The 25534-nt window shown below is 71.4% G+C and carries 23 protein-coding genes; 10 read left to right on the forward strand and 13 right to left on the reverse strand.

What is annotated here, in order from left to right; all coding sequences use genetic code 11:
* Positions 1–51: 51 nt before the first annotated feature.
* Positions 52–405 (reverse strand): hypothetical protein, encoded by a 354-nt coding sequence (locus BJY18_RS18670; protein WP_376774690.1) that lies wholly within the window; start codon positions 403–405, stop codon positions 52–54.
* Between the two features lie 386 nt (positions 406–791).
* On the opposite strand from BJY18_RS18670, the gene BJY18_RS18675 reads away from it, so the two are divergent.
* Both BJY18_RS18675 and BJY18_RS18680 read left to right on the forward strand, forming a co-directional pair.
* The gene (locus BJY18_RS18675) at positions 792–1352 is read left to right on the forward strand and encodes a P-loop nucleotide/nucleoside kinase family protein (protein ID WP_184781192.1); all 561 of its coding nucleotides are present in this window, start codon (positions 792–794) and stop codon (positions 1350–1352) included.
* Positions 1353–1783: 431 nt separating this feature from the next.
* A complete protein-coding gene (locus BJY18_RS18680) occupies positions 1784–2497 on the forward strand; it encodes a chitinase (protein ID WP_184781193.1) in 714 nt (237 codons plus the stop codon).
* A gap of 66 nt (positions 2498–2563) precedes the next feature.
* Here BJY18_RS18680 and BJY18_RS18685 read toward each other — a convergent pair whose 3' ends face one another.
* A complete protein-coding gene (locus tag BJY18_RS18685) occupies positions 2564–3379 on the reverse strand; it encodes an exodeoxyribonuclease III (protein ID WP_184781194.1) in 816 nt (271 codons plus the stop codon).
* A 41-nt stretch (positions 3380–3420) separates the two neighbouring features.
* On the opposite strand from BJY18_RS18685, the gene BJY18_RS18690 reads away from it, so the two are divergent.
* The gene (locus tag BJY18_RS18690) at positions 3421–4158 is read left to right on the forward strand and encodes an MBL fold metallo-hydrolase (RefSeq protein WP_184781195.1); all 738 of its coding nucleotides are present in this window, start codon (positions 3421–3423) and stop codon (positions 4156–4158) included.
* Between the two features lie 2 nt (positions 4159–4160).
* Here BJY18_RS18690 and BJY18_RS18695 read toward each other — a convergent pair whose 3' ends face one another.
* Together BJY18_RS18695 and BJY18_RS18700 are read right to left on the reverse strand one after the other, a co-directional pair.
* A complete protein-coding gene (locus BJY18_RS18695) occupies positions 4161–4472 on the reverse strand; it encodes an SH3 domain-containing protein (RefSeq protein ID WP_184781196.1) in 312 nt (103 codons plus the stop codon).
* Between the two features lie 191 nt (positions 4473–4663).
* Positions 4664–5887 carry an NADP-dependent isocitrate dehydrogenase gene (locus BJY18_RS18700; protein ID WP_184781197.1) on the reverse strand — a complete coding sequence of 408 codons (1224 nt, stop codon included), beginning with the start codon at positions 5885–5887 and terminating at the stop codon, positions 4664–4666.
* 180 nt (positions 5888–6067) lie between these two features.
* Between BJY18_RS18700 and BJY18_RS18705 the strand changes: the two genes are divergently transcribed.
* Positions 6068–6430 carry a DUF2203 domain-containing protein gene (locus tag BJY18_RS18705; protein ID WP_184781198.1) on the forward strand — a complete coding sequence of 121 codons (363 nt, stop codon included), beginning with the start codon at positions 6068–6070 and terminating at the stop codon, positions 6428–6430.
* Positions 6431–6463: 33 nt separating this feature from the next.
* Positions 6464–7063 carry a class I SAM-dependent methyltransferase gene (locus tag BJY18_RS18710; RefSeq protein WP_184781199.1) on the forward strand — a complete coding sequence of 200 codons (600 nt, stop codon included), beginning with the start codon at positions 6464–6466 and terminating at the stop codon, positions 7061–7063.
* Here BJY18_RS18710 and BJY18_RS18715 read toward each other — a convergent pair.
* Positions 7060–7473 carry a DUF2000 family protein gene (locus BJY18_RS18715; RefSeq protein ID WP_312873888.1) on the reverse strand — a complete coding sequence of 138 codons (414 nt, stop codon included), beginning with the start codon at positions 7471–7473 and terminating at the stop codon, positions 7060–7062. The two genes, BJY18_RS18710 and BJY18_RS18715, sit on opposite strands and share 4 nt — an antisense overlap.
* Positions 7474–7523: 50 nt before the next feature.
* Between BJY18_RS18715 and BJY18_RS18720 the strand changes: the two genes are divergently transcribed.
* Both BJY18_RS18720 and BJY18_RS18725 read left to right on the forward strand, forming a co-directional pair.
* Entirely contained in the window at positions 7524–8288 is a 765-nt protein-coding gene (locus BJY18_RS18720; RefSeq protein WP_184781201.1) for an AraC family transcriptional regulator, read from the forward strand.
* Between the two features lie 37 nt (positions 8289–8325).
* Positions 8326–8904 (forward strand): HhH-GPD-type base excision DNA repair protein, encoded by a 579-nt coding sequence (locus tag BJY18_RS18725; protein WP_184781202.1) that lies wholly within the window; start codon positions 8326–8328, stop codon positions 8902–8904.
* Here BJY18_RS18725 and BJY18_RS18730 read toward each other — a convergent pair.
* Both BJY18_RS18730 and BJY18_RS18735 read right to left on the reverse strand, forming a co-directional pair.
* Entirely contained in the window at positions 8901–9542 is a 642-nt protein-coding gene (locus BJY18_RS18730; RefSeq protein WP_184781203.1) for a spermine/spermidine synthase domain-containing protein, read from the reverse strand. The genes BJY18_RS18725 and BJY18_RS18730 overlap by 4 nt on opposite strands.
* A 13-nt stretch (positions 9543–9555) precedes the next feature.
* Positions 9556–10749: an MFS transporter gene (locus tag BJY18_RS18735; protein ID WP_184781204.1), complete on the reverse strand. Its 1194-nt coding sequence runs from the start codon at positions 10747–10749 to the stop codon at positions 9556–9558.
* Between the two features lie 112 nt (positions 10750–10861).
* On the opposite strand from BJY18_RS18735, the gene BJY18_RS18740 reads away from it, so the two are divergent.
* Together BJY18_RS18740 and BJY18_RS18745 are read left to right on the forward strand one after the other, a co-directional pair.
* Positions 10862–11185, forward strand: coding sequence for an ArsR/SmtB family transcription factor (locus BJY18_RS18740; protein WP_184781205.1), 324 nt, complete (start codon positions 10862–10864; stop codon positions 11183–11185).
* Positions 11186–11380: 195 nt separating this feature from the next.
* Positions 11381–12571: an MFS transporter gene (locus BJY18_RS18745; RefSeq protein WP_184781206.1), complete on the forward strand. Its 1191-nt coding sequence runs from the start codon at positions 11381–11383 to the stop codon at positions 12569–12571.
* A 32-nt stretch (positions 12572–12603) separates the two neighbouring features.
* On the opposite strand, the gene BJY18_RS18750 is transcribed toward BJY18_RS18745, so the two are convergent.
* Positions 12604–12906: a DUF3017 domain-containing protein gene (locus BJY18_RS18750; protein WP_184781207.1), complete on the reverse strand. Its 303-nt coding sequence runs from the start codon at positions 12904–12906 to the stop codon at positions 12604–12606.
* On the reverse strand, positions 12906–13760 hold the full coding sequence (locus tag BJY18_RS18755; protein ID WP_312873889.1) for a bifunctional methylenetetrahydrofolate dehydrogenase/methenyltetrahydrofolate cyclohydrolase: 855 nt from the start codon (positions 13758–13760) through the stop codon (positions 12906–12908). The genes BJY18_RS18750 and BJY18_RS18755 overlap by 1 nt, the downstream gene beginning before the upstream one ends.
* Positions 13761–14032: 272 nt before the next feature.
* On the opposite strand from BJY18_RS18755, the gene BJY18_RS36955 reads away from it, so the two are divergent.
* Positions 14033–17998, forward strand: coding sequence for a glycohydrolase toxin TNT-related protein (locus BJY18_RS36955; RefSeq protein ID WP_376774691.1), 3966 nt, complete (start codon positions 14033–14035; stop codon positions 17996–17998).
* Positions 17999–18094: 96 nt separating this feature from the next.
* On the opposite strand, the gene BJY18_RS18770 is transcribed toward BJY18_RS36955, so the two are convergent.
* From BJY18_RS18770 to imuA', 4 genes are read right to left on the reverse strand one after another with little or no spacing between them, the layout of a single operon-like run.
* Positions 18095–18682, reverse strand: a complete 588-nt coding sequence (locus tag BJY18_RS18770; RefSeq protein ID WP_184781209.1) for a pentapeptide repeat-containing protein — start codon at positions 18680–18682, stop codon at positions 18095–18097.
* A 53-nt stretch (positions 18683–18735) separates the two neighbouring features.
* Positions 18736–22074: an error-prone DNA polymerase gene (locus BJY18_RS18775; protein ID WP_184781210.1), complete on the reverse strand. Its 3339-nt coding sequence runs from the start codon at positions 22072–22074 to the stop codon at positions 18736–18738.
* 28 nt (positions 22075–22102) lie between these two features.
* Positions 22103–23707 carry a DNA polymerase Y family protein gene (locus BJY18_RS18780; RefSeq protein ID WP_446680346.1) on the reverse strand — a complete coding sequence of 535 codons (1605 nt, stop codon included), beginning with the start codon at positions 23705–23707 and terminating at the stop codon, positions 22103–22105.
* The gene (imuA', locus tag BJY18_RS18785) at positions 23704–24408 is read right to left on the reverse strand and encodes a DnaE2-dependent mutagenesis accessory factor ImuA' (protein ID WP_246458917.1); all 705 of its coding nucleotides are present in this window, start codon (positions 24406–24408) and stop codon (positions 23704–23706) included. The genes BJY18_RS18780 and imuA' overlap by 4 nt, the downstream gene beginning before the upstream one ends.
* Positions 24409–25534 lie beyond the last annotated feature (1126 nt).

The following is a 25534-nucleotide window of genomic DNA, read 5'->3' on the forward strand; positions in this document are numbered from 1 at the left end:
CAGGCCGTCAGCGACCAGAGTGAGAGCGCCGCAAGGTCGTCGGCGGGCGGGTCAGGGTTGCCGCAGGGCCGTCAGCGGGCGGGTGGGCTCGTCGGAGCCGGGCTCGGCCTTGCCGGCTTCGGCTGCCGCGGCGGCGGCACGTGCCTTGCGCCGCTGCCGCAGCACGCCCAGGGTCATGCCGACGATCCCGAGGCTGACCGCGACGAGTCCGACCGGCCCGAGCATTCCGAATCCGGCCGCGGTGGTCTCCGCGCGGGCGACCCCGTCGTCGGCGAACGCCGGCGCTCCGCCGGCCAGCAGCAGTACCGCGGGCACGGCGAGCACCGCCAGCACTCGCCCGGCACGCGAGGTCGAGTGGCTGGTGGGCAGCGTGGACCGGGTCAGGAGATGGCCTGCGTTGCGCACCGGAGTGCCTCCCGCGAAGTGAGCGTTCCTGACGGGCCGCTCACCCGTAAGGACGAGTAACCCGTGCGCTACTGGTCAAAAAACTACCGAGCGTGTCAAGATCGGTCGGATCTGATCAACTCGGGCGCCGACACTAGCGCCCACACGGGGAGTATCGAAGGCCGCCCCCACTCTTGGTGCATCGCCGGTGGTCAGCGTTGCGCACCCCGCCGGCACCGGGATCCGGACCCGCCCGAGGGTCACCGAGGTTCGTCGTCCACCCCCTGCGGGCGGGCCCCTGGGCTCACCTGCTGAACGACTGTCGCAGGGCCCGCGACAGTCGTGGAACGCTGGCGGAGGGGTTCCCGGCCGGGTGCCTCCGCACGAAGGCAACCGGAGGTGTCCCGATGACCCGCCCAGGCCTGATCGTGCTCGGCGGCCTGCCCGGTACGGGCAAGTCGACCGTCGCGGTCCCGCTGGCGCGCCGGCTGGGCGCGGCCTACCTGCGGATCGACCGCATCGAGCAGGCGCTGGCGGACTCCGGCGAGCTGCCGCGGCGGCCGACGGCGTCCGGATACCTCGTCGGCTACGGACTGGCCCGCGATCAGCTCACGGTCGGCGTCACGGTGGTCGCCGAATGCGTGAATCCCCTGAGGATCACCCGCGATGCCTGGAAGGACACCGGCGACCGGCACGGCGAGTGGACCCTCGAAGTCGAGCTCGTCTGCTCCCTGCCGGACGAGCACCGTGCCCGGGTGGAGAACCGGACCGTCGACGTCGAAGGCCTCGTACCGCCGACGTGGCAGCAGGTACTCGACCGCGACTACGAACCGTGGGACCGGGACCACCTGGTGATCGATACCGCAACGTCCAGCATCGCGAGCACCGTCGAGACCATCGCGCGCCACGCGAACGCACTGTCCACCGGACAGTCCCGCGACTCCGGACGGAACCCCACGAGCCGGTAACCGAAAGGCCCCGCCGAACACACGCCCAGCACCGCCCGCAGCCACCAGCGAAGGTTGGGCGCGGCCACCAGCGGAGGCTGGGGCGCGGCCACCAGGCGAACCCGCGCGCGGCCACCGAGCGAACCCGGGGCGCAGCCACCAGGAGAACCCGCGCGCGACCATCAACCGAGCGCGCGCGAAAGCCTCCGAACGGCGTTGAACCCGACCTTCCACCGTGTCGGACCACGCATCGTGGCGGCTGCTGAGCGTAATGCGGAAAAGCTCACCCATTCAGCCGCCGCTGTTCACGCTGTGCCAGTTATTCACCAACGTCGCTGCTCTGTTCGCGTCTTCTTGCCCTGAGTGCGGCCGCGAAGACTGTTCACCTTCGCCGAATTGGTCTATACCTTTTGGTGTAGACCACCAGACCGGGCGACCAAGGGAGCGAGCCCATGTCTCTGCGTAGAATCCTCACCGCGTTCGCGGCCGCCACGGCGGCCGCGGTCGCGGTGCTCATGCCCACGGTCGCGCACGCGGCGCCGAATGCCGCGTTCCCCGTGAGCGAGGACCAGTTCAACCAGATGTTCCCCAGCCGCAACCAGTTCTACACCTACGCCGGGCTGACCGACGCGCTCAGCGCGTATCCGGGATTCGCCAACACCGGCAGCGACACGGTGAAGAAGCAGGAAGCCGCGGCGTTCCTGGCGAACGTCAACCACGAGACCGGCGGCCTCCAGTACATCGTGGAGCAGAACACCGACAACTACCCGCACTACTGCGACACCACCCAGTCCTACGGCTGCCCGGCCGGCAACGACGCCTACTACGGGCGCGGGCCGATCCAGCTGAGCTGGAACTTCAACTACAAGTCCGCGGGCGACGCGCTCGGCATCGACCTGCTGAACAACCCGTTCCTCGTCGAACAGGACGCGGCGGTGTCCTGGAAGACCGGCCTCTGGTACTGGAACACCCAGACCGGACCGGGCACGATGACCCCGCACGACGCCATGGTCAACGGGAACGGCTTCGGCGAGACCATCCGCAGCATCAACGGATCCATCGAATGCAACGGCGGCAACCCCGGGCAGGTGCAGAGCCGGATCGACGCCTACACGAACTTCGCCGGAATCCTCGGCGTGGACCCTGGCGCCAACCTCAGCTGCTGAGTTCTCCTCTCCCCACCGTCCCCCCGGCTCCGGCCGGGGGGACATTTTCGTTACCGGGCAAGGGCATCAGCCGGGGAACGGCACATCGTAGGTCGCGGTGAGCGGCGCGTGGTCGGACCACCGCAGGTCGTAGGACGCGGCCCGCTCGACGACCACCGAGGTGACCTTGTCCGCCAGCCCCGGCGTGGCCAGCTGGCAGTCGATGCGCCAGCCGGAATCGTTGTCGAACGCCTTGCCGCGGTAGGACCACCACGTGTACGGACCGGGGCCCTCGCTGTCCAGCCGACGCTGGACGTCGGCGTAGCCGGCCTCGTGGACGCGGCCCAGCCAGGCCCGCTCCTGCGGCAGGAAGCCGGAGTTCTTCTGGTTGCCGCGCCAGTTCTTCAGGTCGATCGTGTCGTAGGCGATGTTCCAGTCGCCGACCACCACGACCTCCCGCCCGTCCGCCGCGGCCTTCCCGCGCAGCTCCGCGAGGTAGGGCAGGAACGCGGCCATGAAACGTTCCTTCTCCTCCTGACGCGTGGTACCGACCTCGCCGCTGGGCAGGTACAGGCTCGCCACGACGACGCCGGGCAGGTGCATTTCGAGATAGCGACCGCTGTCCTCGAATTCCGGCTCACCGAACCCGGTGCGCACCTCGTCCGGCTCGACGCGGCTGTACAACGACACACCGCTGCGCCCCTTGGCGGCCGACGGCGCGTGCGCCACGAACCAGCCCTCGGGCTCGACGACCGACGCGGGCAGCTGGGCGGGCTCGGCCCGCACCTCCTGGCACGCGACGACATCGGCCTTCGTGGCGGCAAGCCATTCGACGAAGCCCTTTTTCACGGCGGCCCGCAGGCCGTTGACATTCACGGTGGTCACGGTCAGCACCTCGCGCACGCTACCCGCGGGGTCCGACAGTTTCGTGCCACACTGCGGCCATGGCCCGACTCACCGTGCTCGGCAGCTGTGGCGCGTGGCCCGAGCCGGGCCGCGCGTGCGCGGGGTTCCTGCTCTCCCACGACGACCACCACGTCGTTCTCGATCTCGGCTACGGTGCGGCGAGCCGGCTGTTCAGCCACGTCTCGCCGCGGGACCTCGACGCCGTGGTCGTCACGCACGAGCACCCCGACCACGTCGCGGACCTCACCGCGCTCGGCCGCGCATGGCACCACACCGTGCAGCGCGACGGCGCGCCGAAAATCCCGCTGCACTGCCCACCCGGCGTACTGCGGCGGCTCGAAGCCGCCGAACCACACCCGCACCCGGCCACGATCTTCGACGTGCACCTGCTGAGCACGCCCGGAGCGTCCGGTCCGTGGCAGCTCAGTTCTGTTCCGCTGCCGCATCACGTGCCGAACCACGGCGTCCGGTTGAGCAGTGCGGGCACGACCGTCGCCTACTCCGGCGACACCGGTCCGTCGCTGCTGCTGGTCGAGCTGGCCCGCGACGCCGACCTGTTGATCTGCGAAGCCACGCTGCACGAGCCGCCGGGCGGGCCGCGGCACCTCATGACGGCAGCCGAAGCCGGTCGCACGGCGGCCGCGGCGGGCGTCGGAACATTGCTGCTCACGCACTTCTGGCCGGGCACCGACCGCGCCGCGTCAGCCGCGCAGGCACGCGGGCAGTTCGACGGCGAAGTACTCGTGGCGGAAGAGGACCTGGTCCTCGAGCTGTAGCGTCAGCACTTCGAGCCGTCGGTGGGCTGCACGAACCCGTCGGCCACCCACTTGCCGTCGGCGATCTTGCGGAACCCGTTCTGTACCACCGGCTGCGCGTCGAATTCGGCGCCGTTCAGGTACTTGCCGACGATCTGCCCGTCGCCGGCCGGGGTGTCGCGGGCGTTGAGCACGTCCGCGGTGACCGCCACCTCGCACCCGGTCGCGGACCCCTGCGCGTCGGCCTGGCCCTTCTGGCTCAGCACGTAGAGGATGACCACCACGGCGATGGCCCCGATGATGATCAGCGTCTTCTTCGGCACACCCAGGATCACGGCCGCTCCTCAGTCGCGAAAACGATGACCAGAGTAGAGACCGCCCGGCCGGGCGGACAGGCCCGCGACCGCAGACCACCCGATGGCGGCAATCAGCGTCACCGGGTGACGACCCAGGGTGACGAAAAGGGCACCTCGGAAGACTCCTCCGAGGTGCCCCTGCACCCGTTACCGGGAAATGCGCGCGAGGATCAGGACTGCCCGATCTTCTTCGCCAGGTTGACGTCCAGCGTCGCGAGGAACTCCTCGGTCGTCTGCCATTCCTGGTCCTTGCCGACCAGCAGCGCGAGGTCCTTGGTCATCTTGCCGCCCTCGACGGTGTCGACGACGACCTGCTCCAGCTTGTTCGCGAAGCCGATCAGCTCCGAGTTGGAGTCGAGCTTGCCGCGGTGCTCGAGGCCGCGGGTCCACGCGTAGATCGAGGCGATCGGGTTCGTGGAGGTCGGCTTGCCCTGCTGGTGCTGGCGGTAATGCCGGGTCACCGTGCCGTGCGCGGCCTCCGCCTCGACGGTCTTGCCGTCCGGCGTGCGCAGCACCGAGGTCATCAGGCCGAGCGAACCGAAGCCCTGCGCCACGGTGTCGGACTGGACGTCCCCGTCGTAGTTCTTGGTGGCCCAGACGTAGCCGCCCTCCCACTTGAGCGCCGCGGCGACCATGTCGTCGATCAGCCGGTGCTCGTAGGTCAGGCCCTTGGCGTCGAAGTCGGCCTTGTACTCGGCCTCGTAGATCTCCTGGAACACGTCCTTGAACATGCCGTCGTAGGCCTTGAGGATGGTGTTCTTGGTGGAGAGGTAGACCGGGTAGCCGCGGTCGAGGCCGTACTGCAGCGACGCGCGCGCGAAGTCCTCGATCGACTTGCGGTAGTTGTACATCCCCATGGCGACGCCGCCACCCTCGGGGAAGTTCGTGACCTCGAACTCCATCGGCTCGGAACCGTCGGCGGGGGTGTAGGTCATGGTGACCGTGCCGGGGCCGGGGACCTTGAAGTCGGTGGCCTTGTACTGGTCACCGTGGGCGTGCCGGCCGATGATGATCGGCTTGGTCCAGCCCGGTACCAGCCGCGGTACGTTCGCCATGATGATCGGCTCGCGGAACACCACGCCGCCGAGGATGTTGCGGATGGTGCCGTTCGGGCTCCGCCACATCTTCTTCAGGCCGAACTCCTCCACCCGTGCCTCGTCCGGCGTGATGGTGGCGCACTTGACGCCGACGCCGTGCTGCTTGATGGCGTTGGCGGAGTCGACCGTGATCTGGTCGTCGGTGCGGTCCCGCTCCTCGATGCCCAGGTCGTAGTAGTCCAGGTTGACGTCCAGGTACGGGTGGATCAGCTTGTCCTTGATGAACTGCCAGATGATTCGGGTCATCTCGTCGCCGTCGAGTTCGACGACGGTGCCCTGGACCTTGATCTTGGCCATGAGCAGCGGTGCTCCTTCCGCGGATCTTCGCGTTCACTCTCTCGGGTAGCGGTACAAGCGTACTGCTAAACGGAGCTGGATGGTTCCAGAAGTGGTCGGCGTCAAGTCTCCACCAAGCCACGGCCAGTGCGGCGACCGGGCGCGGGCCACGGGGCACGGACCCGGTGGGAGCATTTGCAGATGGGATTGTTCACCGTGGCCGACGCCCGCGCCGAACTCGCCCGGCTGCGTCCGGTGCTCGACGAGCTCGTCCGGCTCCGCGCGGACGCCGCCGAGCTCGCCGCGTCGCTGCGGCCGGGCGGGCGGGACACCGAGCTCGGCGGTCTGCCCGAGTGGAAGGCCGCGCAGGCCAGGCTGGACGACCTGATGACCGCGATCCAGGCGACCGGCGCCGAGCTGAAGGGGTTCGCACCGTTGCTGGTGGACTTCCCCGCCACGCTCGGCGACGACGACGTGCTGCTGTGCTGGCTCGAAGGCGACGACGAACTGCGCTGGTACCACCGGATCGACCTCGGCTTCGCCGGGCGACGAATGCTGGAGTGAAAAACCACTGGTCAGTGACACTACGGTGAGGTGGTGAGCGCACTTTTCGACACCCAGGCCCCCGGTTACGACGGGGACCTTTTCCACCCGCTCGTGGCCGGCACGCTCGTCGACGGCCTGGTGCGGCGGCCGTCGCTGCTCGTCGACGTCGCCACCGGAACCGGCGCCGCGGCGTTCGCGGCCCTGCGCCTGGCACCGGAATCGGTGCTCGCGGTGGATTTCGCGCCCGCGATGATCGCGCGGGCCCGGGAGAAGGCGGCCGCGCTCGATCCGGAGGGGCGGATCTCCTGGCAGGTCGCGCCCGCGGTGCCGCTCCCGGTCGGCGACGGAGAGGCCGATGCCGTGGTGTGCGCGTCGGCGCTGCACTTCCTGGGCGCGGCCGCGCTGGCGGACTGGCGCCGGGTGCTGCGCCCGGGCGGGCGGCTGGCGTTCAGCATCTCGCTCGCGCAGCGGCTGCGCCGGGACGGCCCGATGGGCGAGCTGATGCCACGCGACCTGTGTATCCCAGCCACGGCCGAGGAGGCCGCCGCGCTGGCCACCGATGCCGGCTTCACCGCGGCGACGGCCCGCACGGTGACCTCGGACGAGGGCAACCGGGTCCGCCAGGTGTTCGCGGTGTTCGCCGAGGGTTAGCTGTGCAGCCGGGCTCCTTTGAGGATCTTGTCCACTGCGTTTTTCGGGCCGTGCACGGCGATTCCGGCGAGCGAGAGCTTTTCCCGCGGTACCGCGCGGACGGCGGCGCGGTTGTCCGCGTCGTTGCCCGTCCGGAAGAGGTCGTCGGTGAAGACCGGGAAGCGCAGGCCCCGGCCCAGTGCCCGGGTGTGGGCCGCGGTGAGGACGTCCGCGGAGCCGGCGAAGACGAGCACCGGCTGGCCGAACATCGGCAGGTATTCGGTGTCGTCGGCGTCCAGATAGGGCTCGCCGATCAGCTCGGGCGTCGCGTGGGCCAGTGCGCTCACCAGAAAGGCGGTCACGTTCAGCCGTTGCCAGGAAGCCAGATCGTCCCGCAGCAGCACGGCGATCTTGGTGTCGAATCGGGTCACGGGCACCAGCATCGAAGCCGCGGGCGCCGCCGGTCTTGTACGTTCTGAACATGACCGTGTCGGCCTGGCGCCCACCGGTGCCCGGGATCGTGGAGGCGTTCCACGCCCGTTTCACCGACCACGCGTATCCCGCGCACACCCATGACACGTGGACCCTGCTGATCGTGGACGACGGCGCCATCCGCTACGACCTCGACCGGCACCACCACGGCGCGCTCGGCAGCGCCGTCACGCTGCTGCCGCCGAACGTCGCCCACGACGGCCGCGCCGCCACTCGGCACGGCTTCCGCAAGCGCGTGCTCTACCTGGACGCCGACGTACTCGGCGAAGACCTCATCGGCGCGGCCGTGGACCGGCCGAGTCTGCCGGACCCGTTGCTACGCAAGCGGATTCACCAGCTCCACGAGGCACTCACCGATCCGTTCGAGGCGGAGAGCCGGCTCGCGCTGGTGTCCGAACGGCTGCGCGGGCACCTCGGCCACCCGCCCGCCGGCACCCCGCCGGACCGCACCCTGGCCGACGACCTGCGTGACCTGCTCGACGAGCACCTGCCGGCCGCGCTGACTCTGGCGGAGGCCGCGGACGTGCTCGACGCACATCCGGGACACCTGGTCCGCGCGTTCGGCCGTCGCTTCGGCCTCCCGCCACACCGGTACGTGACCGGCCGCCGCGTGGACCGCGCCCGCAGGCTCCTGCTCGAGGGCACCCCACCGGCGACCGTCGCGACGGCCGCGGGATTCACCGACCAGGCGCACCTGACTCGGCACTTCCGGCGTTACCTTGGCACCACACCTGCCCGCTACGCGCGCGGCTGAGAAGTGCGCGGGCAGCGGTCGTGAGATCCTGGTCCGCATGCTGCGTGAACTGCACCTGACCGGCGAACCGGCGGCGGACGAGCTGCTCAACGACGACCCGTTCGCGCTGCTGGTCGGCATGTTGCTGGACCAGCAGTACCCGATGGAACACGCGTTCGCCGGTCCGCGGAAGATCGCCGACCGGATGGACGGGTTCTCGCTGTCGAAGATCGCTGCCACCGACCTCGACACGTTCGTCGAACTGTGTGTCACCCCGCCGGCCATCCACCGGTACGGCGGTTCGATGGCGCGCCGCGTGCACGCGCTGGCCGAGCACATCATCGAGCACTACGACGGCGATCCCGAAGGGATCTGGCTCGCCGGCCGTCCCAAGCCGGACGGGCCGGAAGTGTTCAAGCGGCTCAAGGCGTTGCCCGGCTTCGGAGAGCAGAAGGCGAAGATCTTCCTGGCGCTGCTGGGCAAACAGCGTGGCGTCCAGCCGAAGGGCTGGCGGGAAACGGCCGGCGCGTACGGCGACCGCGGCTCCCGGCGCTCCATCGCCGACGTGACCGACGCCGGCACTCTCGCCGAAGTCCGCGCGTTCAAGAAGGCGGCGAAAGCAGCCGCGAAGAGCTAGCGAGCGAACCACACCACGTCGGGCTCGCCCCGCGGCACCGGAACCGGCACCACCTCCACCGAAGCGAACCGCTCCCGCAGCCGCTCGGTGAACGCCGGGGCCGCGCCCGCGCTCCACACCGCCAGCACGCCACCCGGGCGCAGCAGCCGGACGAGGCGGCCGAGTCCGGTCGGCGCGTACAGTTCCGCGTTGCCTTCCGTGACTGTCCACTCCGGACCGTTGTCGATGTCCAGGCACAGTGCGTCGAAAGCCTCCCCGGTGGAGCGCAGCCACGTGACGAGGTCCGCTTCGACCACAGTCACCCGCGGATCGGCCAAAGCGTCGCTGTGCACGGTGCGCAGCGGGCCGGTGCGGTTCCAGGCGATCACGGCCGGTTCGCGCTCGACGACGACAACCTCGCCGACGTCCGGGTGATCGAGCGCCGCCCGCAGCGAGAATCCGACACCCAGGCCGCCGATCAGCATCCGCGCGCCAGGGGCGAGCCGGTCGGCAGCGCCGTTCACCAGCAGTCGTTCCGACTCGCCGCCGCGGGTGTCCATCAGGAACACGCCGTTCTCGATCACCTCGAACGCATCACCGTCCTGGCGCAGCACCAGCTCCCCGCCGTGCCCGGCCACGGTTTCCAGTACCTCGACCACGCCGGGCAGCTTCTCACGCCGGCACTTCCTCCCGCGCGGGCCGGGCAGGCAGCCGCGTCTTCCAGAAGAAGAGGATCACCAAGGCGGCCGTGGCCGTCAGCACCGCGGCGATTTCCGGCAGCACCGTCGGACCGGCCGAGGTCAGCACCGCGCCACCGGCCGCTCCGGACAGCCCGACACCGAGGTAGATCGCCGACGCGTTCAGCGAAAGCGTGAGCCCGGCGTGCCCCGGCGAAAGCTCGATCAGCCGGTGCTGCACCGGCGGACTGAACGCCCACGTCGACAAACCCCACAGGAACAGCGCGACGGCCGCACCCGGAATCGTCGACGTGGCGATCGGCAGCAGCGCCAGCACCACGGTGCTCACGCCCAGCACCAGCAGCACCGGCCGGCGTGCACCCCAGCGGTCGGCCGCGCGTCCGCCGGCGAAGTTGCCGATCGCGCCGCCGATGCCGTAGCAGAACAGCAGCAGCGTGACGGTCCCGCCGGAGACCCCGGCCGTCGCCGCGAGCAACGGCGAGACCAGCGTGTAGACCATGAACGCGGCGAGGCAGGCGAGCACCGTGGTCACCAGCAACGCGACCACCCGCCGGTCGCGCGCCACCGCGAACCGCTCGGCCAGCGTCACCGCGGGCGGCGCCGCGACGTTCGGCAGCACAAGCCGGACCGCGGCCGCACCAGCCAGCAGCAGGACGCCGACGAGCAGGAACGCCGCCTCGTAGTCCAGCTGCTGGGAGATCAGGCTGCCGAGCGGCACCCCGAAGATCAAAGCCACGGTGAGCCCGCCGAACACCACCGCGACGGCACGGCCACGGCGGTCCGGCGTGGTGAGTTCCGCGGCCACCGCGCTGGCCGCCGGGGTGAACACCGCGGCACCGACGGCCGTGACGACCCGGGCGACGAGCAACGTCGCGTACCCGGGCGCGACCGCGGCGAGCAGGTTGCCGGCGCCGGCGACGACGAGCGCGGCGACGAGCAGCCCGCGCCGCTCCCACCGCCCGGTGACCGCGGCGAACACCGGCGAACCGACCGCGTAGGCGATCGCGAACGCCGTGACCAGCTGGGCCGCGGCCGTTGCCGAGATGTGCAGCTCCGCGGTCAGCGACGGCAGCAGCCCGGCGACGATGTAGCCGCTGGTGCCGACGCCGAAGGCCCCGAACGCGAGCACGAGATTCCGCGCGGCGGCCGAGGACGCGACGGTGGACATGGAGGTGCCCCCACAAGGTAACCGGACGATGGGTTCGACGAACGTCGTAGTTCGACGATGATCGTACACAATGCGCGAGGACAATTTCGAGCCTTGTCGTACTATGGGATTCATGGCCGCCACCACACCGCTCCCGCCGCTCGTGCACCCCGAGCGCGGGGAAATGACCGTCGAGGCCGTCCTGCGCGCCCTCGCCGACCCGGTGCGGCTCGCCATCGTCCGGCAGCTGGCCGTCGCGGACTGCGAACTGTCCTGCGGTGCGTTCGACGTCCCGGTGACGAAGTCCACCCTCACCCACCACCTGGCGATCCTGCGCCAGGCCGGCGTGCTCGCCGGCCGCCAGGACGGCACGACCCGGCTGAACTCGTTGCGTCGCACCGATCTCGACGCACTGTTCCCCGGACTGCTCGACGGGGTGCTCGCCGCCCCGCGCTGAGCGTCGCGTTACGTGAACAGCCTCACCCGGATACCGGGATGACAAAGGCACCCCTCTTCGGTTGAACTGGAGCGCAGACAGCACGACGGCGTCGGAGCCGCCCGCGGCTGTCTTGTTTTTTGGCCGTCGACTAAAGCGCTTCAGAACCGGGCTGACCCCGGGCTGGACACACGATTTTTCCGAGGAAGGAGAGCCGTGCCCGTCGCGTTGCTCGCGCTCGCCGTCGGTGCCTTCGGCATCGGCACCACCGAGTTCGTGATGATGGGTGTGCTGCCCCAGGCCGCCACGGACTTCGGCATCGACATCCCGTCCGCCGGCTACTTCATCTCCGCCTACGCACTGGGCGTGGTGATCGGCGCACCGCTGCTCACCGCGGTGGCCGTGCGGCTGCCCCGCAAGACCATGCTGCTGGCCATGATGGGCCTGTTCACGCTCGGCAACGGCCTGTTCGCGCTGTCGCCGAACCAGGAGTTCGGCATCGTGTTCCGGTTCCTCGCCGGACTGCCGCACGGCGCGTTCTTCGGGGCGGGCGCGGTGGTGGCCTCGAGCCTCGCCCGGCCGGGCGAGCGGGCCAAGTCGGTGTCCATGATGTTCATGGGCCTGACGCTGGCGAACGTCGTCGGCGTGCCGCTCGGCACGCTGCTCGGCCAGCAGGTCGGCTGGCGGGCCACGTTCGGCGTGGTCGCGGTGATCGGGCTGGTGGCCGCCGCGGCCATCGCCAAGCTGGTGCCGCACCAGGGCCGCCCGGCCGAACCCTCGCTGCGCGGCGAGCTCGGCGCGTTCCGCCGTCCGCAGGTGTGGCTGGCGCTGGCCATCGTCACGTTCGGGCTCGGCGGCGTGTTCGCCTGCATGTCCTACATCGCGCCGATGCTCACCGACGTCGCCGGCTACTCACCGTCGAACGTCACGGTGCTGCTCTCGCTCGCCGGGGTGGGCATGACGATCGGCAACTACCTCGGCGGTCGACTGGCCGACAAGGCGCTGATGCCGGGCCTGTACGCCGCGTTGCTCTCGCTGGCCACCGTGCTGGCGATCTTCACGGTCACCGCGCAGGGCAAGGTGGGGGCCGCGATCACGATCTTCTTCGTGGGGGTCGCGGGCTTCATGATCGGCCCGATGATGCAGGCGCGGATCATGGAGAAGGCCGGCGGTACGCCGTCGCTCGTCTCCGCCGCGGTGCAGTCGGCGTTCAACATCGCCAACTCGATCGGCGCCTACCTCGGCGGCCTGGTCATCGCCGGCGGCCTCGGCCTGCTGGCGCCCAACTGGGTCGGCGCGATGCTGGCCGTGCTCGGGGTGTCCATCGCCGCGGTGTCCGGCCTGCTGGACCGGCGCGAGGCCGCGCGCGAACGGAGCGGGGAGGACCTCGCGCTGATGACCTCCTGAGTCCCTCGTGACTCAGGAGGCCTCAGGAGGCCTCAGCCGAAGGGGCCGCCCGTGATGGTGAGGGCGATGTAGAGCACGGCGGCGCACAGTGCGCCGTAGGTGAGCAGGTCGACGACCTTGCCGCGGATCGCGAGCAGCCCCGCCTTCTCGACCGGCAGCACCGCCCGGAGCAGGCCGGCCACGAGCAGTGCCACGCCGACGAGCACGGCGCCCTCCCGCCAGTGGTACTGGAAAGCCCGCTCCACCGCGGCGAGGAGCAGCAGGAGCACCACCGCGAACGGCACGTGGACGGTCCACGCGCGACCGCCACGCTGCCGTTCGCCGGGCATCGCCATCAGCGCGCGACCGCGCGTTCCGCGGCCTCGACCACGTTGCTGACGAGCATCGCCCGCGTCATCGGGCCGACCCCGCCGGGGTTCGGCGAGAGCCAGCCCGCGACCTCGGCCACCGCCGGGTCGACGTCGCCGGTGAGCTTGCCCTCGACGTGGGAGACGCCGACGTCGAGTACCGCGGCACCCGGGCGCACCATGTCCGGCTTGATGATTCCCGGGACCCCCGCGGCGGCCACCACGACGTCCGCGCGGCGGACCTCGGCGGCGAGGTCGCGGGTTCCGGTGTGACAGAGCGTGACCGTCGCGTTTTCGCTACGGCGAGTGAGCAGCAGGCCGAGTGTTCGGCCGACCGTGATACCGCGACCGACCACAGTCACCTGCGCGCCGTTCAGCTCCACGTCGTACCGCTTGAGCAGTTCGATGATTCCGTACGGCGTGCACGGCAGCGCCCCCCGCCGGCCGAGCACGAGCCGGCCGAGGCTGACCGGAGCGAGACCGTCGGCGTCCTTCTCCGGGGCGATGCGTTCGAGCACCCGGTTCGCGTCGAGGTGGCGGGGCAACGGCAGCTGGACGATGTAGCCATGGCAGGCCGGGTCGGCGTTCAGGTCGTCGACGACGGCTTCCAGCTTCTCCTGCGAGATGTCCGCGGGCAGGTCGCGGCGGATCGAGTTGACACCGATCTTCGCGCTGTCGGCGTGCTTCATCTTCACGTACGAATGCGAGCCGGGGTCGTCCCCGACCAGCACCGTGCCCAGCCCGGGAGTCACCCCCCGCTCGGCGAGCGCGGCCACCCGCGGGCGCAGCTCCGCGAAAATGGCGTCCTTCGTGGCCTTGCCGTCCAGAATCTTCGCCGTCACGCCTGCCATCTTCGCAGCGACACGTCCTGTTCTCCACCGATGGGGGTGCCTACGCTGCGTGCCCGGCAGCTCACCCGATCGGCCCGCGCGTCTTCCTCGGCCGGACGCACCCTCGGGCCTAGACTGGAGCGCACTCCACCGCATCACCCACCCGGGCGTGTGACCTCTGCCATATCGCGTCCGTCGAGGTCAGCGGGCACGCAGACCTGCCCGCGAGTGGCAAAAGCCCCATGCGGGGTGCGTTCGCGCGCGCGAACAGTCAAAATGTTCCTGTGGCACAACCGACGACGCAGTTGAATGCGACCGAGCAGGACACACTGGTCAAGCAGATCGGGCTGGCCCTGCTGCGCGCTGCCCCGCGCGACTGGCGCAAGGTCTCCGCGGAGTACCGCGCCGTCGGCCGGTACCACGAGCTGACCGGCGAAGTCCGGCTCGAGGACGGCTCCACCCAGGAATGGGTGGCCACGCACGACATCGCGACCTTGTTCGGCCGGCTGCGCGCCGGGATGTACCGGGACGGGCGCGGCACCTGGTTCAACGCGCGTTACCAGCTCGACCACCCGTCCAGCTACAACCTCGAGTACAACCGCGACGAGCCGCAGTGGCAGCTCGCCCCGCCGCCGCAGGCGTACTCCGACGAGCTGCGGCTGTTCCCGCGTACCGAGGAGAACGTGCCGGAGTGGCTGATCCGGCGGCTGTCCGGCCTCGGCCCGGAGCAGCCCGGCCCGCACTTCCGCATCGCCCGCATCTTCGACACGATCGGCCCGTCCGGCCGCCCGGTGATCAACCGCCCCGACCTCGACGTCGACGAGCAGGACCGGCTGCTGGACTACCTCGACCACGCGCCGGTGGTGGTCCAGGACCGCGGCTATGACATCGACCGGCTCGCGCAGACGCCGGAGGCCACCGTCCCGGTCGCCTTCCACAGCGACGGCCAGTGGATCTGGCCCGCGGCGGTCAACTTCTACCTGCGTACCTACGGTGTCTCACCGGAAGCGGACCTGATCGACCACATCCGGGGCAACGGTTTCCAGCTCCCCCAGGTCGACGACCTCACCCTGCAGGGCGCGGGTGCCTACCTGACGCGGGGCAACCAGCCGCCCCAGCCACCTCAGCAACGTCCTGCCCCGCCTCGGCAGCCGGGTCCGGGCGGGCCGGGCGGTCCCGGACGACCCGGCGGTCCGGCAGCGGCTGGTGCCGGTGCGGCGGGTGGTGCCGGCGCGGCTTTCGGTGCGGCTGGTGCCGGTGCGGGTGCCGGCGGCGCCGTTCCCGCCGGTGGTGCCGGCGGCGTCAGTGGTCCTGGCGGTGCCGGTGATCCAGGCGGTGCAGGTGGCCCCGGCCGTGTTGGTGGTGCCGGTGGCCCGGGCGGTGCCGGCGGTGTTGGTGGTGCTGGTGATCCCGGCCGCCTGGCCGGTCCCGGTGCTCAGGGCGGTCCGGCTGGTACCGGTCCGGACGGGACGGCCATTTTCCGCGGCCCCAGCGACCTCGATGGTGCCGACGGTCGCGACGTCGTCGATCCCCACGACACCGACGACTACGACGATGGCTATGACGATGCCCACGGCTACGAAGACGCCGACGACTACGAAGGCGACGGTCTCGACCAGGCCGACGAGTTCGACGGTCCCGGGGGGCCCGGGGGTTACGACGACGGTGCCGACCATCCGGATGCTTCCGCAGTCCCGGGTGGGCTGGGCGCACCCGGCGAACTGCGCGAAGCGGCTGGCCCCGCCGAGCTCCGCGGTGCCGGTGGGCCCGGCGGCGCCACCGGCCTACGCGGGCCGGACAACGCGTCCGAACCGCACGGCGCCGGCGAACGCGGAGGCGCGACCGAGCTGCGCAGCGCAGGTGGACCGGGCAGCGGCAACAAGCTGCGCGGTGCGAGTGTCTCGGGCAGTGGCGACGAGCTGCGCGGTGCCCATGGGCAGGACGGCGCCACCGAACCTCGCGGTGTTGACGGTCTGAGTGGCGTCGACGGCCTCGGCGGTGCCGACAGGCCAGGAGAGCTCGGGCGCACGGCCGCTGCCGGTCCCGAAGGCTCAGGCATCCCGGGCGCCGGCGCACCGGGCGAACCCGGGCAAGGCGATATCCGGCAAGGCGATCCCAGGCTGGGCGACCCGAGGCAGGGCGACCCGAGGCAGGACGACCCGGCGCCGACCGGTGCGGCACCAGGTGACCTGAGTCAGAAAGACCCGAGGCGGAGCGGTCCCGCGCAGGACGATCCGCGGCTGCGGGACCGTAGCCACATCGACCCCAGGCACGGCGGCCCAGGCCAGCACGACGCGAGCCAGGAAGATCCGAGGTACGACGGCCCGCGGCAGGGTGATCCGCGGCAGGGTGATCCGGGACGAAGTGGCCCGGGTGTCGGCGCGGCTGCGGTCGCCGGTGGGTTGGCCGCCGCGGGGGTGGCCGGCGGACTCGCGGCAGCGGGTCGCGGCGGACGTTCCGCTGCCGGACAGGACGAGTCCGGCCGGGAACCTGAGGACAACTCGCCCGGTGGCGAACGCACTCCCGGCCCGCGCGGGGAGGCGACAGGCTCCGCGCACGACGACCTCGGCTACGACGACCACGGCACCCAGCTGGTCGACCCGGTCACCGTCGAAGGGGCGGACAGGCATGCCGGCTACGCCGACGAGCACGACGGTTACGCCGACGAGCACGGCGCCGACGAGCACGGGGTAGCCGAACACGGCGCCGAGCCGCCGTTCGAGCAGGACTTCGGGCAGTACGACGAGCACGACGAGGCGTACGGCGATCAGTACCACCAGCAGGATCAGCCCTATCACGAGCAGGGCGCGCCGTACCGCGAGCAGGGCCAGTATCACGAGCAAGAGGTGTACGGCGACGAGTTCGAGGACCGTTTCGCCGTCGACGAGCCCTACGAGAACGAACCGCGCGGCGCCTTCGGACAGCGCAACGGCGCCTCGCCGGTTGCGGACGTCGAGCAGACCGCGCTGTACGCGCCGGTCGACGACACCCCGGACGCTCCGTACGAACCGGCCGAGGCGGACGACGAGGAGCCGGTCCTCTTCACCCACGCCAACGAGCCGCGCGACGACGAGCGGCACGCCGATCTGTACACGCACTCGGACCGTGCACCGGAGCCGGGCGGGTACGACGACGAACGCTACGACGACGAGCGCCACCGCGACGAGGAGTTCGACGCGGGACCGCCGACCGCGATGATCATGCCCGGCGCCGAGGTGCCGGGGGCGATCCCGGTGGACCAGCCGCTGCCCGTACGCGGCGGGGTGCCGTCCGAGCCGCAGCAATCCGGCGGGCGGCGGGCGCTGCGGGAGCAGCCGTCCGAGCCCGCGCTGGCCGGTCTGCAGTCCAAACTGGACGAGCTGGACGTGCCGAGGAACGCCTACCGGCTCGGCGCGGCCACCGAACGCGGCTGGAGCGTGGAGCAGGTCGACGAAGGCTGGCGGGTCGGCTGGTACGACGGTGAGCTGGTCAACCCGGCCGTGTTCGGCGACGCCGAGGACGCGGCCGCGTTCATGCTCGGCAAGGTGCTGCTGCACCCGGACGGGCACACGCCGGTGGCGGCGGAACCCGAGCCACAGCCGGACCCGGTCGCCGACGCGCCGAAGCCGCCGGTGATGGCGACCTTGTCGCCGGAGGTGGCCACGGGCTCGTTCCCGGTGCGGCCGCGGGAAACCGTGCCGCCGCAGGAGCAGACCGCGTTCACCCCGGCCGAGCAGCTGCTGGCCGACGACGAGCCGGCGGCCCGGCAGGCACCACCGGCCGCGCCGCTCACGCAGGTGACTCCCCCGGTCTCCGCACCGGTACGCCGGGAGCCGCCGCCAGCCGCGCCTGCCCCGCAGGTGCGCCGGGAGGAACCGGCGCGGGCGAACGGCTCCCGCGGCGCGGGCGGCGGGAACCAGTGGCCGATCTCGCCGCTCGCCGGCGAGCCGCCACTCACCCTGTTCCGGGGCAAGGAGCTGCGGGAACTGCCGGCGGGCAGTGAATTGGACCGGTTCGGCGGCCCGAACGGCAACCTGACCTACGCGGCGGGCACCCCGTTCGAGGAACGCTCGCTGGTACCGGAGTGGATCGACCGGCCCTACCACGTCTACCGGGTGCAGCGTCCGCTGGAAACCCTGGCCGGAGTGGCGATCCCGTGGTTCAACCAGCCCGGCGGCGGCTCGGCCTACCTGCTGCCCGCGAGCATCGAAGAACTCGTCGCGGAAGGCGACCTGCTCGAACTCGACCCGGGCGAGCCACCGATCGACTGAGCACGGAAAAGGGGGACGAGGCCACGGCTTCGTCCCCCTTTCTTCCGTGGCAAGGGCAGCGAGCCCACGCACGGCCGGTCACCGGGCCGCTGCGCGTTACTTCACCACCAGGCCGTGCGCGGCGGCGAAACCCGCGGCCAGATCGAGGTCCACCCGGGCGCCCCGCAGATCGGCGTGGAGCAAGCCGTTGGCGTCGACCAGCGCTCCCCGCAGGTCGGCTCCGGGCAGTTTCGCGCCGAGCATCCGCGCGCCGGTCAGGTCGGCCCCGCGCAGGTCGGAATCCGTCAGGTCCGCCTCGGTCAGGTTCACTTCCCGCAGCCGCAGCCCGGAAAGGTCCAGTTTCCGCAGCCGTCCGCGGGCGAACGAGGCCAGCGACAGATCGCATTCGGTCAACGCCATCCCAGCGAAGCGGCAGTCCACAAAGGATGATCCGAGCAGGGAGCACGACGACCACCGGCTGTCCGCCAGCACCGCACGGTCGAAGGTGCACGACCGGAACGCCGACGCGTCGTGCCGGGAGCCGGACAGGTCGACCTTCGTGAAGTCGCAGTCGTCGAACGTGCAGCCGCGGGTACGCAGGTTCCGCAGGTCCGCCTCGGCGAAGTCGCAGCCGATGAACTGGCGTTTTTCCCACCATTGCCCGGAAAGCTGCGCCTCGCGGTAGTCCTCGCCGGTCTCGTTCACCCGGACAGGATGTCATCCGCCCCGGCACCGGCGCTGCGACGGGGTCGCTTCGCTCACTGGAAGTCCCGGGATTTCGTGGGGATCCGCAGGGGCAGCGGCTCCAGTTTGAGTGCCCGCACGTTCGCCACGCCGTCGGCCGCCTCGAGCACTCCCCGCACGAGCAGCGCCGGGCTGGCTCGTGCGATCCGGTGGAACCGCTGCCACAGGCCGAGGGTGCAGACCACGTTGACCATGCCGGTCTCGTCCTCGAGGTTGAGGAACGTGACGCCGCCCGCGGTCGCCGGACGCTGGCGGTGCGTGACCGCGCCCCCGACGAGCACTTGCGTGCCGTCGGGCAGGGAAAGCAGCCGGTCGGCGGTGATCACCCCGAGCGCGTCGAGCCGGTCGCGGACGAACTCGGTGGGGAAACTGTCCGGTGAGATCCCGGTGGCCCAGACGTCGGCCGCGGCGAGGTCGAGCCCGTCCATGCCCGGCAGCATCGGGGCGTCGACGCCGGTCCCGGTGCCGGGCAGCTTCTCCGGCCGGTCGTGCGCCACCGCGCCCGCGGACCACAGCGCCTGGCGCCGGTCCGGCACCAGCCCGCTGAACGCGCCCGCGGTGGCCAGCGCCTCCAGCTGCGGCGAGGTGAGCCGCACCCGGCGGCCGAGGTCGGACATGCTCTGGTACCGGCCGTTCGCCACGCGCTCGGCCACGATCTCCTCCGCGAGCGTGTCCCCGACTGTCCGGACGGTACCGAGACCGTTCCGGACCGCATGCAGTTTTCCCTTGTCCGGCAAAGGTTCCAGGGTGGCGTGCGGCAGGCTGAGGTTGATGTCGGGCCCGAGCACGGTGACCCCGTGCCTGCGGGCGTCGGCCACCAGCGACTGCGGTGAGTAGAAGCCCATCGGCTGCGCCCGCAGCAGCCCCGCACAGAACGCGTCCGGGTGGTAGTACTTGAAGTACGCGCTCGCGAACACCAGGTGCGCGAAGCTCAGCGAATGGCTTTCCGGGAAGCCGAAGTTCGCGAACGCCTTGAGCTTCTGGAAGATCTTCTCCGCCAGCTCCGGCCCCACCCCCTTCGCCCCGGCGCCGTCGAGGAAACGCTGCCGGAGCCGTTCCATCTTCCGCTCCGACCGTTTCGAACCCATGGCGTGCCGCAGCTGGTCGGCTTCGGCCGGCGTGAAGTCCGCGACGTCCAGTGCGATCTGCATCATCTGTTCCTGGAACAGCGGTACGCCCAGCGTTTTGCGCAGCGCGTTCGCCAGCAGCGGGTGGTCGTAGTCCCATTTCTCCCTGCCCTGTTTGCGCCGGATGTAGGGGTGCACCGAACCACCCTGGATCGGGCCGGGGCGGATCAACGCGACCTCCACGGCCAGGTCGTAGAACTTCGTCGGCCGCAACCGCGGCAGCGTGGCCAGCTGTGCCCGGCTTTCCACCTGGAACACGCCGATCGCGTCGGCGCGGCAGAGCATCTCGTAGATGTTGGCGTCGGTGAGGTCCAGCTCCGCGAGGTCGATCTCCTCGTCCTTGTAGTCGCGGACCAGGTCGAGCATGTAGTGCAGTGCGGAGAGCATGCCGAGCCCCAGCAGGTCGAACTTCACCAGCCCGACCGAGGCGCAGTCCTCCTTTTCCCACTGCAGCACGCTGCGGTCGGCCATCCTCGCCCATTCGACCGGGCACACTTGGCTCACCGGTTCACGGCACATCACCATGCCGCCGGAGTGGATGCCGAGGTGGCGCGGGAAGTCCTCGAGCGCGAAAGCGAGCTGCACGACGTCGGTGGGGATGTCGTGGTCGTGGTCTTTTTCCGTGCTGCGCAAGGCACCCCAGCGGTCGATCTGCTTGCTCCAGGCGTCCTGCTGGCCGGGCGAGTAGCCGAGCGCGCGGGCGGCATCGCGGACCGCCGAACGGGCACGGTAGGTGATCACGTTGGCGACCTGCGCGGCGTTGAGCCTGCCGTGCTTGCGGTAGACGTACTGGATCACCTCCTCGCGCCGGTCGGACTCGATGTCGACGTCGATGTCCGGGTAGCCGTCGCGATCGGGCGCGAGGAAGCGTTCGAAGAGCAGCTGGTACTGCACCGGATCGACCTTGGTGATGCCGAGTGCGTAGCAGACCGCCGAATTGGCCGCGGAGCCCCGGCCCTGGCAGAGAATGGTGCTGTCCCGGCAGAACCGGGCGATGTCCCAGACGATCAGGAAGTACCCGGGGAACCCGAGCTCCTCGATCACCGCCAGCTCGTGCTGGAGCTGCCGCCGCGCCTGGTCTTCTTTTTCCTTGCCCTGATAGCGTTCCCGGAAACCCTCCCGCACCAGCCGGCGCAGGTAGGTGGTCTCGGTCTCCCCCTCGGGCACGTCGAACGGCGGTAGTTCCGGCGCGAGCAGTTCCAGCTCGAACGCGCATTCCACACCCAGCAGCGCCGAACGTTGCACCGCGCCCGGGTACCGCCGGAAGATCTCCGCCATTTCGGTGCCGGAGCGCAGGAACGCGGTGCCGTCGCTGGGCAGCCATCCCTCCAGGTCGTCGATGCCGCGCCGGGCCCGGATGGCGGCGACGGCGTCGGCCAGCCTGCCGCGCTCGGGGCGGGCATAGTGCGCGGCGGTGGTGGCGATCGTGGGCAGGTGGAGTTCGTCGGCCATCTCGGCGAGCAGGTCGTTGTGCGTGCTGTCGAGCGGCTGGCCGTGGTCGATCAGCTCGACGTAGACCTGGTCGCGGCCGAAGAGGTCGACAAGCCGGCGCAGCTGGACGGCCGCCGCGTCCGGGCCTTCCCGCACCAGCGCGGAACGCACGGATCCCTTGCGGCATCCGGTGAGCACGGCGCACTGGCCGGCGACCTCCTCCGCGACCGCCGCCAGGTCGTAGACCGGACGGCCCTTTTCCGCGCGTGCCTCCGACGGCGCTGTGTCGTCGTGTCCCCGCAACTGGCCGGCGGTGATCGCGCGGCACAGGCTGCGGTAGCCGTCCTGGCCGCGGGCCAGCAGCAGGAGGTGCTCACCCTCGGGGTCGGCCATCCCGTTCTGCGGTCCGGAAAGCCCGAAGCTCAGCTCGGTGCCGAACGCCGTGCGGACGCCGAGTTCCTTCGCCGCCTCGGCGAACCGGACCACGCCGTACATGCCGTCGTGGTCGGTGAGCGCGATGGCGTCGAGCCGCAGCCGCGCGGCCTCCTCCACGAGTTCCTCGGGGTGGCTCACGCCGTCGAGGAAACTGAAGGTGGAGTGGCAGTGCAGCTCGGCGTAGGGCACCCGGGGCGGGGACTCGAAGTCGCTGCGCGGTGGCGGGACGTCGGCGGGACGCCGGTAGCCCTCGCGTTTACGGCTCCACGCAGGACTGTCCCCGTGGTCACCGGGTGGCAGCGCACCCGAGAACGCCCGCGCGAGGTCCTTCCACGGCACCGGCGGGTTGTTCCAGCTCATGCCGACCCGCCGGAGGTTGCTCGGCCCATCAGTCGTAACTCCCCTCTACCGTCCACTGTGGATTCTCGGTGCCCGAGCAGAGCACGAGCACGGCCTGGCCGGGGGCGTCTCCGGCACCGGCCAGCAGCAGCTGCAACCGGGCCTGCTGCGGGCCGGTCGCCCTGCGGCCCGAGGTGACCGGCCACGGACCGGCCCAGTCGGTGATCTGCCGCGGTGGCCCGCCGGCCACGCGGAGCCGGTCCGGCGGTGCCGTGAGCCGTTTGCGTGCGGTGAGGCCGACCGGGTTCCCCTGCTCGTCCACGACCTGGACCGGCAGCGGCGGCGTGACCACCGTCGCCGGGGACGGCGAGGGCAGCCGGCCGGGCCAGGTGGCCTCCGGTGGGGTGGCCGGTTCTCGCGGGTCGCCCCACGGCACGAGCCGGACCCGGCCCGCGGGGTCGCGTCCGCCGTCGAACAGCGGGGTGAGCACCCCGTCCGGGCCGAGCAGGCTCTGCACCCGGACGAAGGCGCGGCCGGCGCGTTCGGCGGACTCGTCCTCGTCCGCCCCGGCTCCCGAACCGGGAGCACCGCCCCGCCACAGCCCGAGCTGCAGGGAACGGCCCTCGACCGTCTCCTCCGGTTCCAGCCGCAGCCGGATGACGCCGGAGGTCGGCCGTTGCCCGGGCACCGCCCGCAGCCAGCCCTCGAACTGCCAGCGCACCCGGTCGGCGACCCCTTGCGGGGTAAGGGGTTCCGCACAGCGCCAGACTCGGCCGAGCTGTTCGCCGTTCTCCGTGGTGGCGTAGATGCCGAGCCGGGTGCAGGCGAGTCCGCGGGCGGCGAGCGCGGCGTGGAACCGGGTGGCGAGGTTCTTGGCGAGGAATGCGGCCACGTCCACCCGGGCGAGTGGCGGGTCGAACGATTCGGTGAGCGAGAGTTCCGGTGCCGGACGGCGGCGCAGCGGCGGCCGGTCGGACCGGCCGTGGGCCAGCCGGTGGGCGAGCACGCCGGCGCGGCCGAACCGGGCGGTCACGTCCCGTTCGCCGAGCGCGGCGAACGCACCCAGCGTGCGCAGGCCGAGCCGGACGAGCAGGTCGACCAGCTCCGCCCGGTCGGCATCGGGCTGGTCCAGTTCGGCGATCGGCAGCGGGGCGAGGAACTGCGCGGCCTGCCCCGGTTCGACGAGTGCCCCGCGGCGGGCCGCGAGCGTCGCCGCGAACAGGCCTTCGGAGATCCCGATCTGGCATTCGACGCCCGCCGCCGCGGAGACCTGGTCCAGCAGCTTCTCCGCGAGCCGGGGCTCCCCGCCGTAGTAGCCAGCCGCCCCCGCGACGGGGACCGCGATCAGCCCCGGCCGCACCACTTCGAGCCCGACGACCAGGTCTTCCACCGCCTGCGCGACGTTCTCGAACAGCCGCGCGTCCCGCCCGTCGTCCGCCCCGAAGACGGCGAGGCCGGGGCACCGCGATTCCGCCTCCCGCCGCCGCATCCCGCGCCGTACCCCGCCTGCGCGGGCCACTTCGGTGCACGCGACCACCCGGTTCGCCGAGAACACCGCGGCCGGCCGGGTCAGCACTTCCCCGGCCGCGGCGACGGCAGCCACCGCGGGCCAGTCGGGGCACCAGACCACGAGCATCCGGCGGTCCGCGGTCATCCGGCGGCCTCCGTTCGCCGGGCGGCTTTCCCGGTCCGGGTGACGCGCCCGTGCGGTCCGGGCAGCAGCACCGAAGCCGAACGCGGACGGGCCGCGGCCCCGCGTCCGCGGACGTGCACCTCGACCGGCCGGGTACGCAGGTGCCCGGCCCCGTCGCCGTCGCCGGAAAGGCCGGTCCAGGCGCCGGGGGTGCAGTGGAGTTCGAGATCGGCCCCGGGCCAGGCCCCGAGCGAGAACAGCACGGATCCCCGGTGCCGGGCCCGCGCGGAAAGCCGCCGCGCGACGTCCGCCTTGATCGACCGCGCCTCGGTGACCACGAGGTCGACCCCGTCGAGCAACGCGGCCAGCACCGAGGGGTGGTCGGCCCCCGGCCGGGGCACCAGCGCCATCCGAGACGTCACGACCCCGTGCTCCGCCGCCGCGGCGACCCCCAGGGCAGGCACCCCGGCCACCGCGACCCAGGCCCCGGCAACGGTCGCCTCGGCAAGCAACCCGAACAGCAGGGAGGTCGAACCGTGCACCACCACGGTGCTCCCCCGCCGAAGCCCGGCGCCCGGAAGCAGATCCGCCAGCGCGGGGGTGACCGGCAACAACCGCCCAGCACCGGACTCCCCGTCCCGAGCGCCGTGCCGGACGAACTTCCCGACCCGGCTGGCGGTACTCACCCCCGGCAAGGCAGCCAACCGAGCCACCGGAGGCATCCCACCGCCGTCGTCAGGGGCGGGGGCGGCTTCGGAAACTGAGGTGGGACGGAGGGGAACCACCTCGGCCGAGGGCACTGAGACGGGCGCGGTGGATGGGGCCACCGGACTGGGCGGGGTGATCGGAGTGGCCCGGCTGGACGGAGCGGCTCGGGTGATCGGGGTGACCCGGCTGGAAGGAGTGGCTCGGGTGATCGGGAGTTCACTCGGCGAACCCGATACCGACTGCGAAAACCCTTCTCCAGCAAGGAAAATCGGCGGTACAGAAATCCGCCGCGAGGAAACCGGCTGCGCGGAAGCCGAGGGAGCGGAAACCGAGGGCACTGCGGCCGAGGGCACTGCGGCCGAGGGCGCTGCAACCGAGGATGCGGGAATCGTGGGTAAGGAAATCGTGAGCGCGGAAAAGTTCGTGCGTGCCGGCCGCGCCACCGGCACGCACGAAGACGTCGGCTCCACTCGCGACGTCAGCGACGCCGGGAGCACCCATCCCGGCGCCGCGACGCACGCGGACCGCATCGGCTTTCCGCCGAGCTGTCCGTCCCCGGGCGGTCGCGCCACCGAACCGCACGGGAGCGCCGGTCTCTCCCACGACACCGACGCCGACCCCACCACCGGCGGCGAGCACTCCCACCGCCGGGACAACACTCGCCCCTTCACCGATGCCGACGATCCGAGGCTCCCCCACGCCCCTGGCCGCGATCCCGACGAACCCGGCGACCCCCACCGCCCCGACGAGCCCGGCTGTCCCGCCTCCGTCGACGGTGGCAGCGGCGCCCCCGACAGCATCGACGCCACCGTCGACGGCAGCGGCCGGCCAGCTACAGGCGAGCGCCCCCGCGCTCCCCGCCGCCCAGCCGACTCCGCCACGCCGGACACCCCGGCCGAGTCAGCCGCCCCGACCAGACCAGCTGTCCCCACCGAGTCAGCCGCCCCGACCAAATCAGCTGTCCCAACCGGGTCCGCCAACCCGGGCAAGCCAACCGACCCAGCCACACCGGCCACCCCAGCGAAGTCCGCCGTCCTGGCCACACCAGCCGACCCAACCACACCGGCCAGCCCAGCGAAGTCCGCCGTCCTGGCCACCCCGGCCGCCACAGCCAAGTCCGCCGACCCGGCTACCCCAGCC

The sequence above is a fragment of the Amycolatopsis jiangsuensis genome (assembly GCF_014204865.1).
Taxonomy (GTDB): domain Bacteria; phylum Actinomycetota; class Actinomycetes; order Mycobacteriales; family Pseudonocardiaceae; genus Amycolatopsis; species Amycolatopsis jiangsuensis.

Coding starts and splice junctions, on each gene's coding strand:
- BJY18_RS18675 (WP_184781192.1), top strand. CDS start 792: ATGACCCGCCCAGGCCTGATCGTGCTCGGCGGCCTGCCCGGTACGGGC.
- BJY18_RS18680 (WP_184781193.1), top strand. CDS start 1,784: ATGTCTCTGCGTAGAATCCTCACCGCGTTCGCGGCCGCCACGGCGGCC.
- BJY18_RS18690 (WP_184781195.1), top strand. CDS start 3,421: ATGGCCCGACTCACCGTGCTCGGCAGCTGTGGCGCGTGGCCCGAGCCG.
- BJY18_RS18700 (WP_184781197.1), bottom strand. CDS start 5,887: ATGGCCAAGATCAAGGTCCAGGGCACCGTCGTCGAACTCGACGGCGAC.
- BJY18_RS18705 (WP_184781198.1), top strand. CDS start 6,068: ATGGGATTGTTCACCGTGGCCGACGCCCGCGCCGAACTCGCCCGGCTG.
- BJY18_RS18720 (WP_184781201.1), top strand. CDS start 7,524: ATGACCGTGTCGGCCTGGCGCCCACCGGTGCCCGGGATCGTGGAGGCG.
- BJY18_RS18725 (WP_184781202.1), top strand. CDS start 8,326: ATGCTGCGTGAACTGCACCTGACCGGCGAACCGGCGGCGGACGAGCTG.
- BJY18_RS18735 (WP_184781204.1), bottom strand. CDS start 10,749: ATGTCCACCGTCGCGTCCTCGGCCGCCGCGCGGAATCTCGTGCTCGCG.
- BJY18_RS18740 (WP_184781205.1), top strand. CDS start 10,862: ATGGCCGCCACCACACCGCTCCCGCCGCTCGTGCACCCCGAGCGCGGG.
- BJY18_RS18750 (WP_184781207.1), bottom strand. CDS start 12,906: ATGGCGATGCCCGGCGAACGGCAGCGTGGCGGTCGCGCGTGGACCGTC.
- BJY18_RS18775 (WP_184781210.1), bottom strand. CDS start 22,074: ATGAGCTGGAACAACCCGCCGGTGCCGTGGAAGGACCTCGCGCGGGCG.
- BJY18_RS18780 (WP_446680346.1), bottom strand. CDS start 23,707: ATGACCGCGGACCGCCGGATGCTCGTGGTCTGGTGCCCCGACTGGCCC.
- imuA' (WP_246458917.1), bottom strand. CDS start 24,408: ATGCCTCCGGTGGCTCGGTTGGCTGCCTTGCCGGGGGTGAGTACCGCC.